Origin of the sequence: Nonomuraea spiralis (assembly GCF_014648435.1) — a bacterium.
In the GTDB taxonomy this organism is placed as follows: domain Bacteria; phylum Actinomycetota; class Actinomycetes; order Streptosporangiales; family Streptosporangiaceae; genus Nonomuraea; species Nonomuraea spiralis.
The window spans coordinates 175,787-192,249 of sequence record NZ_BMRC01000015.1 but is presented as its reverse complement, the minus strand read 5'-3'; the positions used below and the strand labels follow the sequence as shown (position 1 = coordinate 192,249).

The window sequence follows — 16,463 nt, the reverse complement described above, 5'->3', positions numbered from 1 at the left end:
TGTCCGGTGGCACCAGCGGCTGCTTGCCCGCATCAACCGATCGGTTGATGTCTGCATCCACCACCCCGCTCCCCGTACGGACGATCCGCCACCTCCCGCTTCCGCAGGAGGCTCAGAGCATGCCAACAAACGGCGAGCCCGCCCTCCGCACCACCGGACTCCGCAAAGCGTTCGGCGACCACCTGGCCGTCGACGACATCGACCTCACCGTCCCCGCCGGCTCCTTCTACGGCCTGGTCGGCCCGAACGGCGCCGGCAAGACCACCACCCTGGCCATGGCCGTCGGCCTGCTCCGGCCCGACGCCGGCAGCGCCGAGATCTTCGGCGTCGACGTCTGGCGGGACACCGTCCAGGCGAAGGGACTGATCGGCGTGCTGCCCGACGGCAACGCCATGCCGGAACGACTCACCGGCCGCGAGGTCCTCACCTACCTCGGCCTGCTGCGCGGCATGCCCCCCGCCGTCGTCGCCGAGCGCACCGACGAACTCCTCAAGGTCCTCGAACTCGACTCCGCCGAGCAGACCCTGGTCATCGAATACTCCACCGGCATGCGCAAGAAGATCGGCCTGGCCGTCGCCCTCCTGCACGCGCCCCGCCTGCTCGTCCTGGACGAGCCCTTCGAGGCCGTCGACCCCGTCTCCGCAGCCACGATCAGGGCCATCCTGCGCAGGTTCGCGGGCAGCGGCGGCTCCGTGATCATCTCCAGCCACGTCATGGCCCTCGTCGAGCAGGTCTGCGACCACGTGGGCGTCATCTCCGACGGCCGCGTCGTGGCCGCCGGGCCGCTGGCCGACGTACGCGGCGCCGGAACCCTGGAGGACGCCTTCGTCGACCTCGTCGGCGCCCGCACCAGCGGGACGGAGGGACTGACATGGCTCACCTCCTGACCCCCGGCCCGGCCGCCATGGCCCAGCACATGATCCGCATGCGGCTGACGCTCATGCGCAACTCCCTGCGCGGCGACAAAGCCTCCAACCTCTACACCGGCGTCTCGCTCGGGCTGGTCCTGGCCTTCGGAACGATCGCCGTCGCCGTCCTGTGGCCCGTCTACCTGCCGGTCACGCTGGCGGTCTGGCTGTCCGGCTGGATCTTCGGCCCCATCTTCATCGGGGGCGGCAGCGAAGCCCTGCGTCCCGAGTACTTCTCCATGCTCCCGGCCACGCCACGCCGGATCGCGGCGGCACTGCTCGCCGGAGCCTTCGCCGGTCCCGCACCGGCGGTCAACCTCGTCGCCCTGATGTCACTGCCGGTGTACGGCTGGCGCTTCGGCCCGGCAGGCGTGCTCATCGGCCTGGCGGCAGCGGTCCTCACGCTCGTCACGATGGTGATGATCTCCCGTGTGATCGTGGCCCTGATCGGCCTGTTCGTCCGATCCCGCGCCACCGCGGCCGCGGTCGGCGTGGTGACCGGGACCGCCATCGCCCTGTGCGGCAACGGCTGGGCCCCGGTGGCGGCGCTGGGCGGCGCCGACACCGCCGCGTGGTCGCACCTCTTCGTCCGCGTCCTGCCGTCGGGATGGGGCGTGGCCGCCATCGAAGCCCCCTGGTTCCTCGCCCTGGCCATCCTCGCGGCCAATGCCGCCGTGATCGTCCTCCTCCTGGCCGCCTGGTCCGGCCTGCTCGCGCGCCGCGTCGTCTCGGCCGCGCGGGGCGGGGTGCCGCCCCGCCGCGGCACCCCGCGCCCGCTTCCTGTGGCGTACGGCGCCCGGATCGTGGCTGCGAAGGAACTGCGCGTCTGGTGGCGTGACCTGGTCCGCATCCAGCTCCTGGCCACCGCCCTGTCCTACGCCGTCGTCATGCCCCTCCTGCTGGTAACCATCGACGCCTGGGTCATGGTCCCGTTCGCGGGTCTCATCGCGGTCGTGATGGGAGCCGCCACCTCGGCCAACCTGTACGGCTCCGACGGCACCGCCCTGTGGCTCACCCTCATGACCCCCGGCGCCGAACGCGCCGACGTCCGCGGCCGTCAGCTGGCCTGGTTGGTCATCGTCGGCCCGGCCGCGCTCGTCCTCTCCCTGGCAGGCACCCTCATCAGCGGCCTGGCCTGGGCCTGGCCGTGGGTTCTCGGCCTGCTGCCCGCCCTGCTCGGCGGCGGCGCCGGGGTCATCGTCCTGCTCGCCGTCACCTCGCTCGTCCCCGGCACCGACCCGCACAAGCGCGGCGGCAACCCGCTCAGCACCGGCGCCGACGAGACCGCCGAGACCAGCCTCGCCTGGCTGGTGCTGCTCGCGGTCCCCGCCACCGCCCTGCCCACGGCCGGAGCCATCCTCCTCGCCCCCTGGGCCGGCGTCATCACCGGCGTGCTGACCGGCGTCCTCACCGCCTGGGGCCTGGGCAAGATCGCCTACCGCAGGCTGGAGAGCCACGGGATCGAACTGCTCAACCTCATGAAGTTCGGCCCGCCCTCCGAGCCCGACAAGCCCACCACCGCCGATCTGCCCACCCGCCACCGCATCGGCGTCACGATCACGTACCTCATCGCCTGGCTCCCCCTGTTCCCGCAGGGTCTGGCGCCTCTGGTCATGAAGATCCTGGGTGTCGAGGAGCGCGTCTGGTTCCTGGCCCTGTACCTCCCGCCGATCTGGCAGTGGCCGACCATCATCTTCATGATCGCGATCGGGCTGCTGATGTACGGCTACGCCATCCTCATCCCGATGCGTCTAAGCTCGTCCACGTCGACTACCAGGCGAAAAGGAGGGTAAGTCCCGGATGAACGACCCCTTCCCCCTTTCCGTCTGGGAACGGCGCTTCGGACGCCTCGTCGAGATCGTCCCGTACCTCACCCTCGCCGCCTCCCTGGTCATCAGCCTGGCCTCCCCTGAGCAGCCCACGGGCGGGATCCCGCGCACCCTCGCGCTCACCGCCCTGGCCCTGGCCTGGATCCTCGGCGCCCGCACCCTGCTGCCCACCGCCGTGCGCGGGCGGCGGGTGGCGGTCACCGCGCACTTCCTCGGCGTCCTGGCCACCGCGGCGCTGCTGGCCTTCCACGACCCCATCTTCATCATCTACTGCACATCCGGCTTCTTCCTGGCCGCCCACTTCGCCCCCTCCAGGTGGACCTTCGCCGCCGTCGCCGCCACCTCCTTCGTCCTGTACGGCTCGACGCTCGACTGGTCGCAGGCCACCATCCAGCTCATCGCCTTCTACCTGGCGATCATCGCCGTACAGACCGTCGCGATCGGCGGCGGCTCCATCGCCGGAATCAAGATCGAGGACCGCCAGCGCGCCTACCGGAAGGCGGTCAGCGACCTGCAGGTCGCCCTGGAGGAGAACGCCGACCTGCACGCCCAACTCCTCGCCCAGGCCCACGAGGCCGGCATCCTCGACGAACGCCAGCGCATGGCCCGCGAGATCCACGACACCCTCGCCCAGGGCCTGACCGGCATCATCACCCAGCTGCGCGCCGCCCAGCGCGTCGAGGACTCCGACACCCACGTCGCGCTCGCCCTCGACCTGGCCCGCGACAGCCTCACCGAGGCCCGCCGTTCCGTCGCCGCCCTCCAGCCCCACCAGCTCGACGACGCCCACCTGCCCGAGGCGATGACCACCTTGGCGCGCAGCTGGGCCCAGTCCACCGGCGTCGAATTGCACGTCGAGGTCACCGGCGACCGCGTCCCGCTCAGTCCCGCCATCGAGGTCACCCTCTTCCGCGTCGCCCAGGAGGCCCTCACCAACGTCGCCAAGCACGCGGGCGCCACCCGCGCCGGCCTGACCCTCTCCTACACCGGCCCCGTCGTCCTGCTCGACATCCGCGACGACGGCACCGGCATCCTCGACCCCGACGGCGGAGGATTCGGCCTCAGCAGCATGAGACAACGCCTACGCGGCGTCGGCGGCTCCCTCGAAGTCGAGAGCACGCCCGGCGAGGGCACCGCCGTCAGCGCCACCGTCCCCGCGCTCCAAGGAAACCCCCGGTGATCCGCCTCCTCATCGTCGACGACCATCCCATCGTCCGCGACGGCCTGCGCGCCGCCTTCGAAGCCGAACCCGACATCCACGTCGCCGGCGCAGCCGCCAACGGTCGCGAAGGCATCGACCGCGCCGTCGCACTCCAGGTCGACATCGTCCTCATGGACCTGCGCATGCCCGAAATGGACGGCGTCACCGCCATCAGCGCCCTGCGCCACTCCCACCCCGACATCAAGACCCTCGTCCTGACCACGTTCGACGGCGACTCCGACGTCCTGCCCGCCATCGAAGCCGGCGCCACCGGCTACCTCCTCAAGGACGCCCCCACCGACGAACTCCTGCGTGCCGTCCGCGCCGCGGCCGCCGGCGAGCCGGTCCTGTCCCCCTCCGTCGCCGGCCGCCTGATGGGCCAGGTACGCAGACCGGTCAAGCCCGCTCTCACCGACCGCGAACTCCAAGTCCTCGCCCTCGTCGCCGACGGCGCCTCCAACCGCCAGGCGGCCGCCAAGCTCTTCATCAGCGAGGCCAGCATCAAGACCCACCTGCTGCACATCTACGACAAACTCGGCGTCCGCGACCGCGCCGCCGCCGTCGGCGAGGGTTATCGGCGAGGTCTGCTCAGCTAGCCGACCACACGGTGCTGAATCGAGACGGCAGTCACAGGGGGCGGACATCATCTGCCCCGCCCACCGCACCAGGTTCGGCCCGTAGTCGAAGCGCTGCTCGATGCCGATCACTTCCACGCCCTGGACCCGTGCCTGCCCGGCGTCGATGAGGGTGACCTCGCCGCTGGACGCGCCATGCACGGAGAACCGGCCTCCGCGGGCCGTCACCTCGAACGCGGCCCGCCCGATCCGCCCGCTGGTCCGGCAAAGCTCAGGATCGTCCCGCGGCATCCGCCTGGGCCGACGACCTTTCGCCGGGCCGATTCCCCGGGACCACATGAACCCCCACCCCCGCAGCCCTCACGGCCCACCGCACCGGCTGCGAGGGCGGCCACGATCTCGATCGGGTCTGACCGTACCGGCCATGCCCCGCTCGACGCCGGGCCGCCCTCGCCCACGGTCTCAGAGTGACCGCCGCCCCATCACTCCGGCAGGGCGCCCGCGAAGATCGGCGGGATCCTGTCCCGCCACGGCATCGCCCATTCCAGGTACGCGGCAACCTGGAACAGCAGGTCCTCCCGCCCGTGCGCGGCGGCCAGCTGCACGCCGACGGGCAGCCCGTCCGCGCTCTGCCCCAGCGGCAGGCTGATCGCCGGCTGCCCGGTGGTGTTGAACAACTGCGTGAACGGCCCGAACCCGGACAACGTCTCCAGCCATCCCCGCAGCGTCTGACCGGGATCGTCGTACCGCAACGTGCCGTGCGGCACCGGGAGGCGGCCCAGGGTGGGCGTGACGAGCAGGTCGTACCGGGTGAAGAAGGCCGCCGCCGACCGGGTGATCCGGTTCTGGGCGTCGAAGGCGGCCAGCATGTCCAGCGCGGTGGCCTGTCTGGCCGCCTTCAGGAACTCCCGCGAGAGCGCCTCCATCCTGGCCTCGTCGGGCTGCCGTGGCGCGAGCAGGCAGTGGGAGGCGACCCCGGCGGCCTCGATCAGCCACGCCTTCATGGCGTCCTCGCGGTCGACCGCCGGGCTCGCCTCCTCGACGACGTGCCCGGCCTGCTCCAGCACGTGGGCCGTCGCGACCGCCGCCGCGGCGACCTCCGGGTCCACGTCCGTACCCATCCAGGAGGCGGTGGTCAGCGCGACCCGCAACCGGCCCGGGTCCGTCACGATCTCCCGCGCGTACGGCCCGCGCGGAGGAGGCGCGGTGTACTTGTCGCCGATCCCCGGCCCGTGGACCGCGTCCAGCAGGCGGGCGGCGTCGCGGACCGTACGCGTGAGCACGAACTCGTCCGCCATGCCCAGGACCAGCTCACCGGCCTCCGGGCCGCAGGGGCCACGCCCACGGCTCAGCTTGAGCCCGACCAGGCCGCAGCAGGCGGCCGGGATCCGGGTGGAGCCGGCGCCGTCGCTGGCGTGCGCGACCGGTACAGCCCCGGCCGCCACCAGCGCCGCGGCGCCGCCGCTCGACCCGCCCGCGGTGCGGCCGAGGTCCCACGGGTTGCGTACGGGCCCGTAGCGCACGGGCTCGGTGGTGAAGCTGACGCACAGCTCAGGCACCGTGGTCAGGCCCAGCGTGACCAGGCCGGCGGCGCGGAAACGTGTCATCAGGTCGGTGTCGCGCCTGGCGAGGACGCCAGGATAGGCCCGGCTTCCCAGCGTGAACGGCACCCCTTCGGCCACCGGCCCGTGATCCTTGATGAGGAACGGCACCCCCGCGAAGGGCCCGTCGGCGGCGTGGTCGAGCGCCGGCGTGAACACCGGCAGGGCCAGCCCGTTGACGTGCTCGTCGACCTGCGCCAGCGCCTGGCGGGCGGCGGTCTCGATCTCGCCGGCGGCGGCCTCGCCCGTCCTGATCAGGTCGTGGAGGCCGGTGGCGTCGTACCTGGCGTACTCATGGATGTCCATGGAAAGTCCTTCTCCGGGCGCGCTCGGGCGCCCGTACGTCGATCGTCTGAGGGAAGAGTCAGAGAGCTGCCGACAAGGAGGCGACGGCTCCTGGGCCGCCCCTCTGCCGGTGATCGACGTGTTCCTACGCTCGGGACATCACCGCCCATGCTCGCAGCGACGGGCCCGGGGGGTCCACCGAGTTTTCCGCCAGGGCCAGGGGAACAGGGTCCTCATGGCCGTCTTGCCCGTTCGGGTGGTCACGCCCGGGTCGAGCGAGCATACGCAAGACGGTCGCCGCCGATGGGTGGTGGCCCTTCTTCTTGCCGGTGGTGATGACGAGCCGGGCGGCGAACGGGAGCCTCCGGCTCATACGACGGAATCGTGGCCCGCGAGTTCCCTGCCGGGACCTGTCCCTTCAGCGCAGCTGGGTTGGGGTGTGAGGGTAAGGGCCAGTTCGGCGAAGGCGGTGGCCGTCGGGAGCGGGTCGGCGGGCAGGGCGAGAAGGATGGTGCGCTCGGCAGCCGGGTCCAGCGGGATCGCGTGCACGCCCGGGCGATGGGCGGGCAGCGACAGTTCGGGGACGATGCTCACCCCGAGCCCCTCGGCGACCATGGCGAGAATGCTGCTGGTGTCGCGCACCCGGTAGTGGCACTTCAGGCTCGCCCCCGCCGCCCGCGCGAGTGTCGTGATCAGAGGCTCACAGCCGCCCGTGGACATGATGAACGGATGCCGGGACAGTTCGACCACCGGTATCGAGTCGCGGACGCCCAGTTCGTGACCGCTGGGCAGGACGGCCAGCATGCGGTCGGTGGCGAGCGGTCGCGCCGTCAACCCTGCGGGGAGCGAGGCCGGGGTGGCCCGTGCGCGCGCCACCCCGGCTGACACAGTCGCGATATCCGCCGCTCCCGTTTCGAGCCACTCCAGCACCTCGTCGTCCGAGCCCTCCATCACCGTGAGCCGCACCTGCGGGTAGGTCTCGCCGAACCGCCGCAGGATCGGCGGCAGCAGCCGGACGTTGGCGCTGGGGATGACACCGACGCGTAGGCTGCCACGCTCATGCTTCTGGGCTGCGGCCACCTCCTGCTCCAACGCTTCCACCTGGGTGAGGATGAGCGTGGCGCGGCGGCACACGGCACGTCCAGCCGCCGTCAGGCTCACCCCCTGGTTGCCCCGCACCAGCAGCGCGACCCCGAGCTCGCTCTCCAGCGCGCGCAGAGCGTGGCTGACGGCAGACTGCGTGGTGGACAGTTCCTCGGCGGCCCGGGTCATGTTGCCGGTCCGTGCGACCGCCTGCAGGATCCTCAGTTGGGTGAAGGTCATAGCGCCGCGCGCAGCAGGCCGACGACCAGCGGGTGCGGGGCCCCGGGACGCGAGCGGGCCTGCGGCACGAACAGTGTGGCCACGTAGTAGGGGTGGCCGGGAATCTCCAACACCCGGGCCTCGCCATCACCGTCCACTCCTGTGACCGAGAAGCCACCGTCGTGCAGGGTCTTCTGCCGGCTGGGGTCGAGACCGAAGTTGCAGTAATACTCCTCTTCGACCTGGGTCCGTCCGTACAGTGCGGCCACCCGGGTACCGGGGATCAGGGTGACGGGCATGGTCTTGCCGGCCAGCGAGCAGGCCAGTTCCGACACGAAGAGGGTGGAGGCGTACGGGTCGTACTCTGCGTGCTGTGCGTCCTCGTAGCCGAGCACGTGGCGGGCGTACTCGATGATCATGTGCTGGCAGCCGCCGCACGTACCCAGGGTGGGGAGGCTGTGCTCGCGGCCGTGACGAAGGGCGGCCACTGCGCCGCGCAGGCTGCGGTACGGGCTGCCTGGCGCGCACCACAACACGTCGACGGCCTTGACCTCGGCCAGGTCAGATTCGAGCGGTTCGGTGGCCAGCCAGCGGACGTCCACCCCGATGCCAAGATGCGCGGCGGCGTGCCGCAGCGCGTCGTCGGTAGCCACGTGCGGGGGAAAAGCTGGATCGCGGTCGCCAATGACCGCGACGCGCAGAGATCGGTCCATGGCCTCACTATGCGACGTTCCGGCCTGAGCACCAATACCAGGCACTGCGTGCGCCATGAGCAATCGCTCATGTCCATCTCGGCGGGAAGCCTCGCTACACGACTTCGAAAACTGAGGTGACCAAGACATCGAACCCGGCGCCAGGGAGCACCTGGCTCGCCCTCAACCTCGCCGGTAGCGAGGCCCCTGCCGGCCGGCTGGCCGAGTTCCGGCGGCTCGACATGATCCGAGAAGCAGGATGCCCACGGCGGCCACGACGGTGACCAAAGCGGACATCAACGGGGCGACGGAGTCGTAGTCCGGGAAGTAGGCGGCGGTGACGTTGACCATCGCGTGCATCAGGATCGCCGCCGACACGCCGCCGGTGGCATTGTGCAGGCCGACGATGATCACGCGTAGCGCGACCGTACCCAGGAACCAGCCGCCGATCCAGGCCGCGCCATGACCGGCCTGCAGGAGCGGGATCACATGCCACGCAGCCCAGAAGACCCCAAGGAGCAGCCCAGCCCCAACCGTGCCGAACCGGCGTTGCATCGGATCGGAGGCGTAACCGGTCCAGCCCAGTTCTTCGCACGCGGCGCCCACCACCGCCGCGGCGAACACCAGCGGCAAGACCGCCGGCGACGCCGGAAGCGCCGAGCCGACCTCGCCGGCGAGCCACCCGAAGGTCCACGCGAGAGCACCGATCGCGGCAGGCAGCAACGCCGCGGCGACATACCAGCGGGCCCGTCCCGCGGGCCGATCGACGACGCGGGCCAGCAGGGCCATGACAGCGGCCGGACCGCCGTCGCGGTAGGCCAGAATCGCGGCGGCCAGCACCGGCAGCACGACCATGGTCGCGCTCGCGGGCAGATCCATCGCGCCGATACGGACGGTGGGAGATACGGCCCCCAGGACGTAGAACGGCACCGACAACACGCTCACGAGCACCAGGAACCGCACCGGGTGTCCGGTGCCGTCGCGTACAGAACGGTTGAGCTCCGAGACCTTCACGGGTTCACCACCACATCTATTGGGACACGATATCCCAAGTACCATAGACTACGAGCGTGACACGAGAGACACCGGAGAGCGGCCTGGCCCGACGCCGCAAGCGACTGTCCGACGAACAGACCGCGCGGCGGATGCTCGACACCGCGGCCGCCACCGTCGAAGAAGCCGGGCTGACCGTGAGCCTGGACCACATCAGCTTCGAAGAGATCATTCGTGACGCCGGCGTCGCCCGCAGCGCCGTCTACCGCCGCTGGCCGTACAAGGATCTGTTCTTCAGCGACCTGCTGACCGAACTCGCCAAAGGCGCCAGCCCGGCCATCGCCGACGCCAATCCCGGCGCGCTACCAGCGGCGGCCCGCACTCTGCTGGCCCATCTCGACTGGGCCCGCACACCAGGTCTGCGCCGCGCACTGGCCGGAGAGGTACTGCGGGAAGGCGCGCTCGGCGAGTTCGGGATCTTCCACCGGTCATCGGCCTGGCGCACCTATCTCGCGCTGCAGGCCACGTTCCGCAGCCTGCCCGACAGCGACCTGCGCGCCGAGGTCCAGCGGTCTCTCACCGAGTCGGAACGCTCTATGGTCGCGGACGTGGCAACCGCCTACTCCTGGGTGGCGAGATCGATCGGCCTGCGTCCGCGCGCCGGCATCACCTTCGAGACAGTGGCCCGCCTGGCCGTCGCCACGTTGCGCGGGCTGATCCTGATGGCACCCAGCAATCCGGAAATCATCTCCCGGCGGTTCCAGGCCAATCCGTTCGAAGCACCCGAGCCCGCCGAATGGTCGGAGCCCGCACTGGCGATCGCGTCCGTAGTGCTCGGTCTGCTGGAAAACGACTCCGAGGTCGAATGGACCGACGAGCACGAACGCTCGGTCGCAGCCGGTCTGCGAACCGGGCGATGGGCGGCGAGCTGACAACTGCGCCATCCGCCGAACTGGTCGCCGTCCAGGCCGGCCGATTCCACGACCACGGCGGGTTCGTCACCCTGCCCGAGTGGGCCGACATCCTGGGTCACCACTTCCCGGCCACCGCATCTGGGAGACCGGCCGGCGACGTCCATCAGCAGGCTCACCCAGCGGCGCCGCACGGCTCGGCGAAGACGTCCCGGCGCGAGCCGCAGCCCTGCCACCGGTAGACCCGCGCCTGCCCGGCAGCCCAGCCACGCCATACAGGCCGGCGGGTCGGGCATGTTGCCCATGAGGGGGCTTCTTGCCCCCTCGCCGAGCAGGTCGTGGACGTACTTCCCGCTGCATGTCGACGGTTTGACCGCGTACTGAATGATCCTGGCGAAGGGGGTGAAATCCCTGAGGTCTGATCACGGCGGGAGGTCGCGCCAGCGTGCGGCCGACGCCAGAGCGTCCAGGCTGATCCGCTCCAGGAACGCACCGCCCCTGGCCAGGCGGCGGCCCACGGGCGTGTCGAGCCCGAGCGTCCGCCCTGCCGCCTTCGTGATCTCCGCCGCCGCGAGCGTCTGCCGCGCGCTGATCATCGTCGAGTGGTACCAGGCGTCGTCGTCGACCACGTAGATGTCGCGCCGCCGCCGCGGATCACGTTCGCGCCTGATCAGCCCCTGTCGGGTCAGGTAGCCCACCGCCATGGAGATGGAGGCCGGACTGACGTTCAGTCCGCGCGACAACTCGGCCGCGGTGAGCCGGCCGTCCTCGCTCAACCACAAGCCGATGAGTACGCGCGCCACCATCTTCGGCAGGCCCATCCCGACCGCCATCTCGACGGCCCCCTCTTCCACCTCCATGACCTCGCGCTCCCGGGGTTCGACCTCGGGCGAACGGGCCGGGGTGCCGCGCCGCGCCCGCCGCGCTGTCGCCTGGTGCGCCCGCTCGGGGCGGTAGTCACCGGGCCCGCCGTTGCGGCCGATCTCACGGCTGATCGTCGAGGTCGGACGCTCCAGGCGCCTGGCGATCTCGGCGTAGGAGCGGCCTTCGGCGAGGCCGGTCGCGATGCGCTGCCGCTCCCGCAGAGTCAACCTTCCTTCTGGCATGACACCACTATTGCGTTCGACGCCATTCAGTGCAACGTTTCATTGCATTCAGCTTCACCGTCAACGCATCAATACATCCGCTTTTAGCTGCGGATATGTATATCGATTGATTGACAGAATTCTTGAAAGCAACGTAGCTTTTTGATTGTGATGAACACGTACTATCTCGATGAGTTCCGCAACCGGTGAGGGCAGGCATGTTCAAACGCATTCTTCCTGCGCTGGGTCTGCTGGTTCTCGCGCCGCTGGTCGGCGAGTACCTGCTGGGCAACATCGCCATCGACGCCCTACCGATGATCACCGGGCTGATCCCGCTCTACGGCGGTGGCGCGCTGCTGATCCGCGAGGTCGCACGCCGGTGGCGGCTGGGGTGGCCGGGGATCATCCTGCTCGGGCTCGCCTATGCCGTGATCGAGGAGGGCCTGCTCACCCGGTCGTTGTTCGATCCCGACTATGTCGGGTTACGGTTGCTCGACTACGGGTTCATTCCGGGGCTGGGCATCGGCGCCTACTGGACCGTGTTCGTTCTGGCCATCCATGGGGTGTGGAGCATCGCGGTGCCGATCTCGATGGTTGAGGCGGGCTCACGCCGTCCGGACACGCCCTGGCTCGGCAAGGTCGGTCTCACCGTGTCGGCCGTGCTGTTCGTGTCAGGTGGCGCGGTACCCATCGCCCTGGCGGGTTCGGCCGCCTACCCGCTGTCGGCCGCTCAGGTCACCTGGACGCTGTTCGCGGCCGTCGCCCTGATCGTCGCCGCGTTCCTGTCCGTACGATTCCGCCGTTCGCCCCTCCTCCTGGCCACATCGGCCGGCTCGTGGACGGTCTTCGCGATCGCCATCGTGGCCGGGCTGGCGTTCTGGCTCCCCGGTTTGCTCGCCCTGGTGGGGATCAAGCTGGAGTCCATCGTGCCCGCGTGGATCACGGTCGGCTTCTACCTCGCGCTCTACGCCACCATGACGCTGATCGTCCTGCGCTGGTCCCGGCGTGTGGGCTGGGGGCCCTGGCACAGGTTCGCTCTGGGCGCTGCCGGTCTGGTCACCTATGCCTGGCACGGCTTCCCCCAGCCGCCGAGTTTCCCGGCGCCCGCGCATGTGGACCTCATCGGCAACGCGGTCTTCGCGCTGGCCGCCGTCGGTCTGCTCGCCTTTGTGGTGGTACGGCTCCGCCACGCCGTACCGGCAACTTGACCTTCGACCTGGGTGCTTGGGATACCCCTGGGAGGCCGACGGCGGCGCCCCTCCGTCCTGCCCCGACGCGTGTGGCCGTCCGGACGTTCCGTGCGGGTGCGCGGTGAGTCGACCTCCGGCCCGGACTTGTGGGCAATGATCGCAACCTGTAGGTTGCCATAGATGGCAACCTACAGGTTGCGAAAGAGGGGCATGGGTTCGGACGTGTGGTGGTTCGGCCCGGTGGGCGCGCGTTCTTGCATGGGGCGGGCCGATCGCCAAGCACCTCGGCCGGCTCGCCGAAGCGAGAACTCGCCCTGGACGCCACCGACCCGAAGGAGTCAAGCAACCATGAACAAGCCTGAATTCACCGCCGGCCTGAACATCGCCATGAAGATCCCCAAGGCGCAGTACGAGGCCACCGTGGCCTTCTACCGCGACACTCTGGGCTTCGACGTCAAGGAGGACGACGTCTCCTACGCTCCGACCGTCTCAAGAACTCATTCGGTGCGGTTCGGGCCGAACACGCTGTGGCTCGACTGTGTCGACAACTACAGCCGGCCCGACCTGTGGCTGCAACTGCACACCGATGACCTGGACGCGGCAGCGGCCAAACTGGCCGACGTCGGTATCCACCCGTGCGACGAGGTCGAGCCCCTGGAGAGTCTCGATTCCAGAACCCACTGGATCAAGAACCCGGCCGGTGTCGTGCACCTGCTCGCGGAGTCCGGCTGATCCCGATGCCGCGATGAGGCATCCCGTCCGCGTCGGCTCAGTTGCGGACGGCTCGTTGCAGGACGGCTTGGATGTGGTCAGGGTCGGCGGGGGCGTTGTCGAGGAGAATCGCGGTGCACAGTCCGTCGGAGGCCGCGACGAGGGCGGCGATGGCCGCCGGGTCGTCGGTCAGCGTGGTGGCGAGTTCGGCGATGTTCTCCCGCCAGCGTCGTGCCACGGGTCGCAGTGCGGGGCGGCGGGCGGCCAGGGTTGCCAGCTCGCGTTCGGCCAGCGCGCGTTCACGTCCGGGACCGGCGGACTCGGCGATGAGGTGGGCCAGCCCGGTGAGCTTGTCGCCGGGGGTGTCGATGATGACGCGGATGCGGGCGGTGTAGGCGTCGGCGACACTCGTGAGGGCGGCGACGAGCAGGTCGTCGAGGGTCGCGAAGTAGTAGGTGCTCAGGGACGTCGTGGTGCCGGCCTGTTTGGCGACCGTGCGATGGGTGACGCCTGCCGCGCCGTCGCGAGTGACCACGGCGAGGGTGGCCTCGATGATCTCCGCGCGTCGTCTCTCGCCACGCGCGCGGCGTCCGTCGATGTGCTCGCTGTCGTCGGTGGTGTCGTTCATGCTGCTCCTCGGCCCGACCCTCAGGATAGTCGGACCATCGTTCAAACGTCGGAGTCGCGGTTCTGCGCCTCCCCGAGCGTGGGGACGTGACGCAGCATCCCGAGGCACAGCACCGTGGCGGCGGCGATGGCGACCCCCGCGACCAGGGAAGCGACGTTGAGCCCGCCGGTGAAGGCCTGCTGGGCCGCCTTGACGGTCCCGGGCGGAAGGCTCTCGATGATCGCCACGGTCGCGTTCAGGCTGTCGGTGAGGGGACCGGAGATCTCCGACGCCAGATCTTCGGGCACTGTCACCCGAGCACGGTAGACGGCGGTGGTGAGGCTGCCGAGCAGGGCGACGCCGACGGCGATGCCGAGTTCCTGGACCGTCTCGGACATCGACGCCGCCGACCCGGATCGTGCTGCCGGCACCGCGCCCACCACCATGTCGGTGCCCAGGGCGGCGAGGGCGCCCAGCCCGAGATAGACGAACGCGAAGCCGACCGCCACAGGGATCGCGTCGTCGAGTCCCGCGGTGGCGAGCAGCGCGTAGCCGGCGAGGGACGCCCCGAGGGCGGCGCCCATGACCGAGCCGGGGCGGAAGCGCCGGGCGATCAGCGGAGCACCGATGGCGGCGGCGAACATCGCCAGCGCCGGTGGTCCCATCCAGAGCCCCGCGTCGAAGGGGGCGAGTCCTTCGACGAGCTGGAGGTACTGCGTGACCAGGTACATCGAGCCGCCGACTCCGGCCAGGCCGATGAGCAGCACACTCAGGGCCACGGTGAAGGCCCGGTTGCCGAACAGCGTCACGTCCAGCAGTGGGTCGGGGAGGCGGCGTTGGCGGCGTACGAACACGATTCCGGCCACAACGCCCGCCACGGCACAGACGAGGGCTGGGCCGTCGGGACCGTCGGAGGCGATGTGCTTGACGGCGTAGATGACCGGAAGGATCGCCGCCAGGGACAGGCCCACGCTGATCAGGTCCAGCCGGCCGGTGGAGGGGGCCGCGTACTCGGGGAGCAGGGCGCGTGCCCCGGCCAGGACGACGAGGGCGATGGGCACCGCCGTCAGGAACGGCGCTCCCCACCAGAAGGAGTCCACCAGTGATCCGCCCACGATCGGTCCGGCGGCCATCCCGAGCGCGAACATCGTGGCCCAGACCCCGATCGCGACCGCACGCTGACGCGCGTCGGGGAACATGTTCGAGATCAGCGACAGCGTGGAGGGCATGAGCGTCGCCCCGGCCACCCCCAGCAGGGCTCGCGCGAGGATCAACAGCTCGGCCGTGGGAGCGAACGCGGCGAACACCGAGGCCGCCGCGAACGCGATCATCCCGGTCTTCAGCAACCGGCGCCGCCCGATCCGGTCGCCCAGCGTGCCCATGGTGACGAGGAACCCGGCGACGAGGAACCCGTAGGCGTCCATGATCCATAGCAGTTGGGTGGCTGACGGGGACAGATCGGCCGCCATGCTCGGCGCCACCAGGTACAGCACGGTCACGTCCAGTCCCAGCAGCGCCGTCGGCAGGGCCAGCAGCCCCACGCCCGCCCACTGGCGCGTTCCTGCCCGCGTGAATTGTTGCTGCGCCATCACGTCCCCTTCGCTCTCATTAAATTGGACGTTAGTACAACTAGTACTATCGTTCAACTTGATGAAAACGGGTGCCGCCGTACATCTCGCTCTTGATCGCGCATCCGGGAGTGCTGGCGGCGGCTTGCTCAGCAGAGAGTGGGGGCAGGCCCCAGACCGCCTCCCCGCATGCACGGCGCTCAGCACCTGGCCGGGGTCTGGAACGGGCTGATCTGGACGGCGTAGGCGTCGAAGGCGGCACGGTCTGGACATCGCATGCTGCCGTACGGGAACTGCCCTGCCATTCGGCCGGCCGATCTGTGGCCGCGAACGCGGCCGAGATGCCGCTCGAACGTCGGCCGGCAGGTGCCGGCCAGGGGGTGACGTAGTCGTCCGGCTTCGGCGGCCCGGAGGCGCGGACGGTGCCGATCAGGGGGTGGTGTGCTCGCCCGCCAGGCTTTCGAAGCAGGGGCGCAGGAGCTCGACGATGTCGTCGGCGGAGGCGTCGGCGAGCGCACTGAGCTTGAGAAGGTGACGGTCGATGATCACGCCGGTGATGATGGCCGTGACCAGGCCCGCCCGCAGGTCCGCGTCCTGGTGCGGGATGGCCTCGCCGACCCGGGACAGCCAGGCCCTCCCGCTGTCGCGGAAGTCGTCACTGGCGCCGGCGTGGGTGAGCACGGAACGCAACAGCGCCAGCGACGCCGCCGGTTCGTCGTCGAGGCGGCTGCGCAGCATCGAGAGCAGCGCTTCGGCGGGCTCTCCGGGCGGCAGTTCGTGGGTTTCGATCTGGGCGGCCCGCGTGAAGAGCTGTTCCTTGGAGCCGAAGTAGTGCATCACCAGGCCGGCGTTGACCCCGGCGGCTGCGGCGACGGCGCGGATGGTGGTGTGTTCGTAACCCAGTTCGGCGAAGGCCTGCCGGGCCGCACCGAGGATGCGCTCCTGCGTGTCGAGGCGCTGTTGCGCACGCGTACGGCTGGGCTTGGACGACTCGCTCATCGGCTC

At 70.3% G+C, this 16,463-nt stretch carries 15 protein-coding genes; 7 read left to right on the top strand and 8 right to left on the bottom strand.

What is annotated here, in order from left to right; genetic code table 11:
* Nucleotides 1-119 precede the first annotated feature (119 nt).
* The 4 genes from IEZ27_RS32930 to IEZ27_RS32915 are packed head-to-tail and all read left to right on the top strand — an operon-like array spanning nucleotide 120 to nucleotide 4,534.
* Nucleotides 120-887 (top strand): ABC transporter ATP-binding protein, encoded by a 768-nt coding sequence (locus IEZ27_RS32930; protein WP_189650811.1) that lies wholly within the window; start codon nucleotides 120-122, stop codon nucleotides 885-887.
* Nucleotides 872-2,701, top strand: coding sequence for a hypothetical protein (locus tag IEZ27_RS32925; RefSeq protein WP_189650810.1), 1,830 nt, complete (start codon nucleotides 872-874; stop codon nucleotides 2,699-2,701). The genes IEZ27_RS32930 and IEZ27_RS32925 overlap by 16 nt, the downstream gene beginning before the upstream one ends.
* Nucleotides 2,702-2,708: 7 nt before the next feature.
* On the top strand, nucleotides 2,709-3,917 hold the full coding sequence (locus IEZ27_RS32920; protein WP_189650809.1) for a sensor histidine kinase: 1,209 nt from the start codon (nucleotides 2,709-2,711) through the stop codon (nucleotides 3,915-3,917).
* A complete protein-coding gene (locus IEZ27_RS32915) occupies nucleotides 3,914-4,534 on the top strand; it encodes a response regulator (protein ID WP_189650808.1) in 621 nt (206 codons plus the stop codon). The genes IEZ27_RS32920 and IEZ27_RS32915 overlap by 4 nt, the downstream gene beginning before the upstream one ends.
* A 461-nt stretch (nucleotides 4,535-4,995) precedes the next feature.
* Here the strand turns inward: IEZ27_RS32915 and IEZ27_RS32910 are convergent, their stop codons facing one another.
* The 4 genes from IEZ27_RS32910 to IEZ27_RS32895 form a co-directional block, all read right to left on the bottom strand.
* On the bottom strand, nucleotides 4,996-6,420 hold the full coding sequence (locus IEZ27_RS32910; RefSeq protein ID WP_189650807.1) for an amidase: 1,425 nt from the start codon (nucleotides 6,418-6,420) through the stop codon (nucleotides 4,996-4,998).
* 348 nt (nucleotides 6,421-6,768) lie between these two features.
* The gene (locus IEZ27_RS32905; RefSeq protein WP_189650806.1) at nucleotides 6,769-7,722 is read right to left on the bottom strand and encodes a LysR family transcriptional regulator; all 954 of its coding nucleotides are present in this window, start codon (nucleotides 7,720-7,722) and stop codon (nucleotides 6,769-6,771) included.
* Nucleotides 7,719-8,414, bottom strand: a complete 696-nt coding sequence (locus tag IEZ27_RS32900) for a CTP synthase C-terminal region-related (seleno)protein (protein ID WP_189650805.1) — start codon at nucleotides 8,412-8,414, stop codon at nucleotides 7,719-7,721. The genes IEZ27_RS32905 and IEZ27_RS32900 overlap by 4 nt, the downstream gene beginning before the upstream one ends.
* Nucleotides 8,415-8,576: 162 nt before the next feature.
* Entirely contained in the window at nucleotides 8,577-9,407 is an 831-nt protein-coding gene (locus IEZ27_RS32895; protein ID WP_189650804.1) for a CPBP family intramembrane glutamic endopeptidase, read from the bottom strand.
* Between the two features lie 56 nt (nucleotides 9,408-9,463).
* Here IEZ27_RS32895 and IEZ27_RS32890 point away from each other — a divergent pair, with 56 nt between their 5' ends.
* Entirely contained in the window at nucleotides 9,464-10,318 is an 855-nt protein-coding gene (locus tag IEZ27_RS32890) for a TetR/AcrR family transcriptional regulator (protein WP_229824569.1), read from the top strand.
* A 401-nt stretch (nucleotides 10,319-10,719) separates the two neighbouring features.
* Here the strand turns inward: IEZ27_RS32890 and IEZ27_RS32885 are convergent, their stop codons facing one another.
* Complete coding sequence (locus IEZ27_RS32885; protein ID WP_229824568.1) at nucleotides 10,720-11,403, bottom strand: MarR family transcriptional regulator; 684 nt, start codon at nucleotides 11,401-11,403, stop codon at nucleotides 10,720-10,722.
* Nucleotides 11,404-11,600: 197 nt separating this feature from the next.
* Here IEZ27_RS32885 and IEZ27_RS32880 point away from each other — a divergent pair, with 197 nt between their 5' ends.
* Nucleotides 11,601-12,590, top strand: a complete 990-nt coding sequence (locus IEZ27_RS32880; RefSeq protein ID WP_189650803.1) for a hypothetical protein — start codon at nucleotides 11,601-11,603, stop codon at nucleotides 12,588-12,590.
* A 330-nt stretch (nucleotides 12,591-12,920) separates the two neighbouring features.
* On the top strand, nucleotides 12,921-13,304 hold the full coding sequence (locus tag IEZ27_RS32875) for a VOC family protein (RefSeq protein ID WP_189650802.1): 384 nt from the start codon (nucleotides 12,921-12,923) through the stop codon (nucleotides 13,302-13,304).
* Nucleotides 13,305-13,341: 37 nt separating this feature from the next.
* Here IEZ27_RS32875 and IEZ27_RS32870 read toward each other — a convergent pair whose 3' ends face one another.
* From IEZ27_RS32870 to IEZ27_RS32860, 3 genes are all read right to left on the bottom strand, one after another.
* Nucleotides 13,342-13,911, bottom strand: a complete 570-nt coding sequence (locus IEZ27_RS32870; RefSeq protein ID WP_189650801.1) for a TetR/AcrR family transcriptional regulator — start codon at nucleotides 13,909-13,911, stop codon at nucleotides 13,342-13,344.
* 41 nt (nucleotides 13,912-13,952) lie between these two features.
* Nucleotides 13,953-15,479: an MFS transporter gene (locus IEZ27_RS32865; protein WP_189650800.1), complete on the bottom strand. Its 1,527-nt coding sequence runs from the start codon at nucleotides 15,477-15,479 to the stop codon at nucleotides 13,953-13,955.
* A gap of 408 nt (nucleotides 15,480-15,887) precedes the next feature.
* Entirely contained in the window at nucleotides 15,888-16,457 is a 570-nt protein-coding gene (locus tag IEZ27_RS32860) for a TetR family transcriptional regulator (RefSeq protein ID WP_189650799.1), read from the bottom strand.
* Between the last annotated feature and the right edge of the window lie 6 nt (nucleotides 16,458-16,463).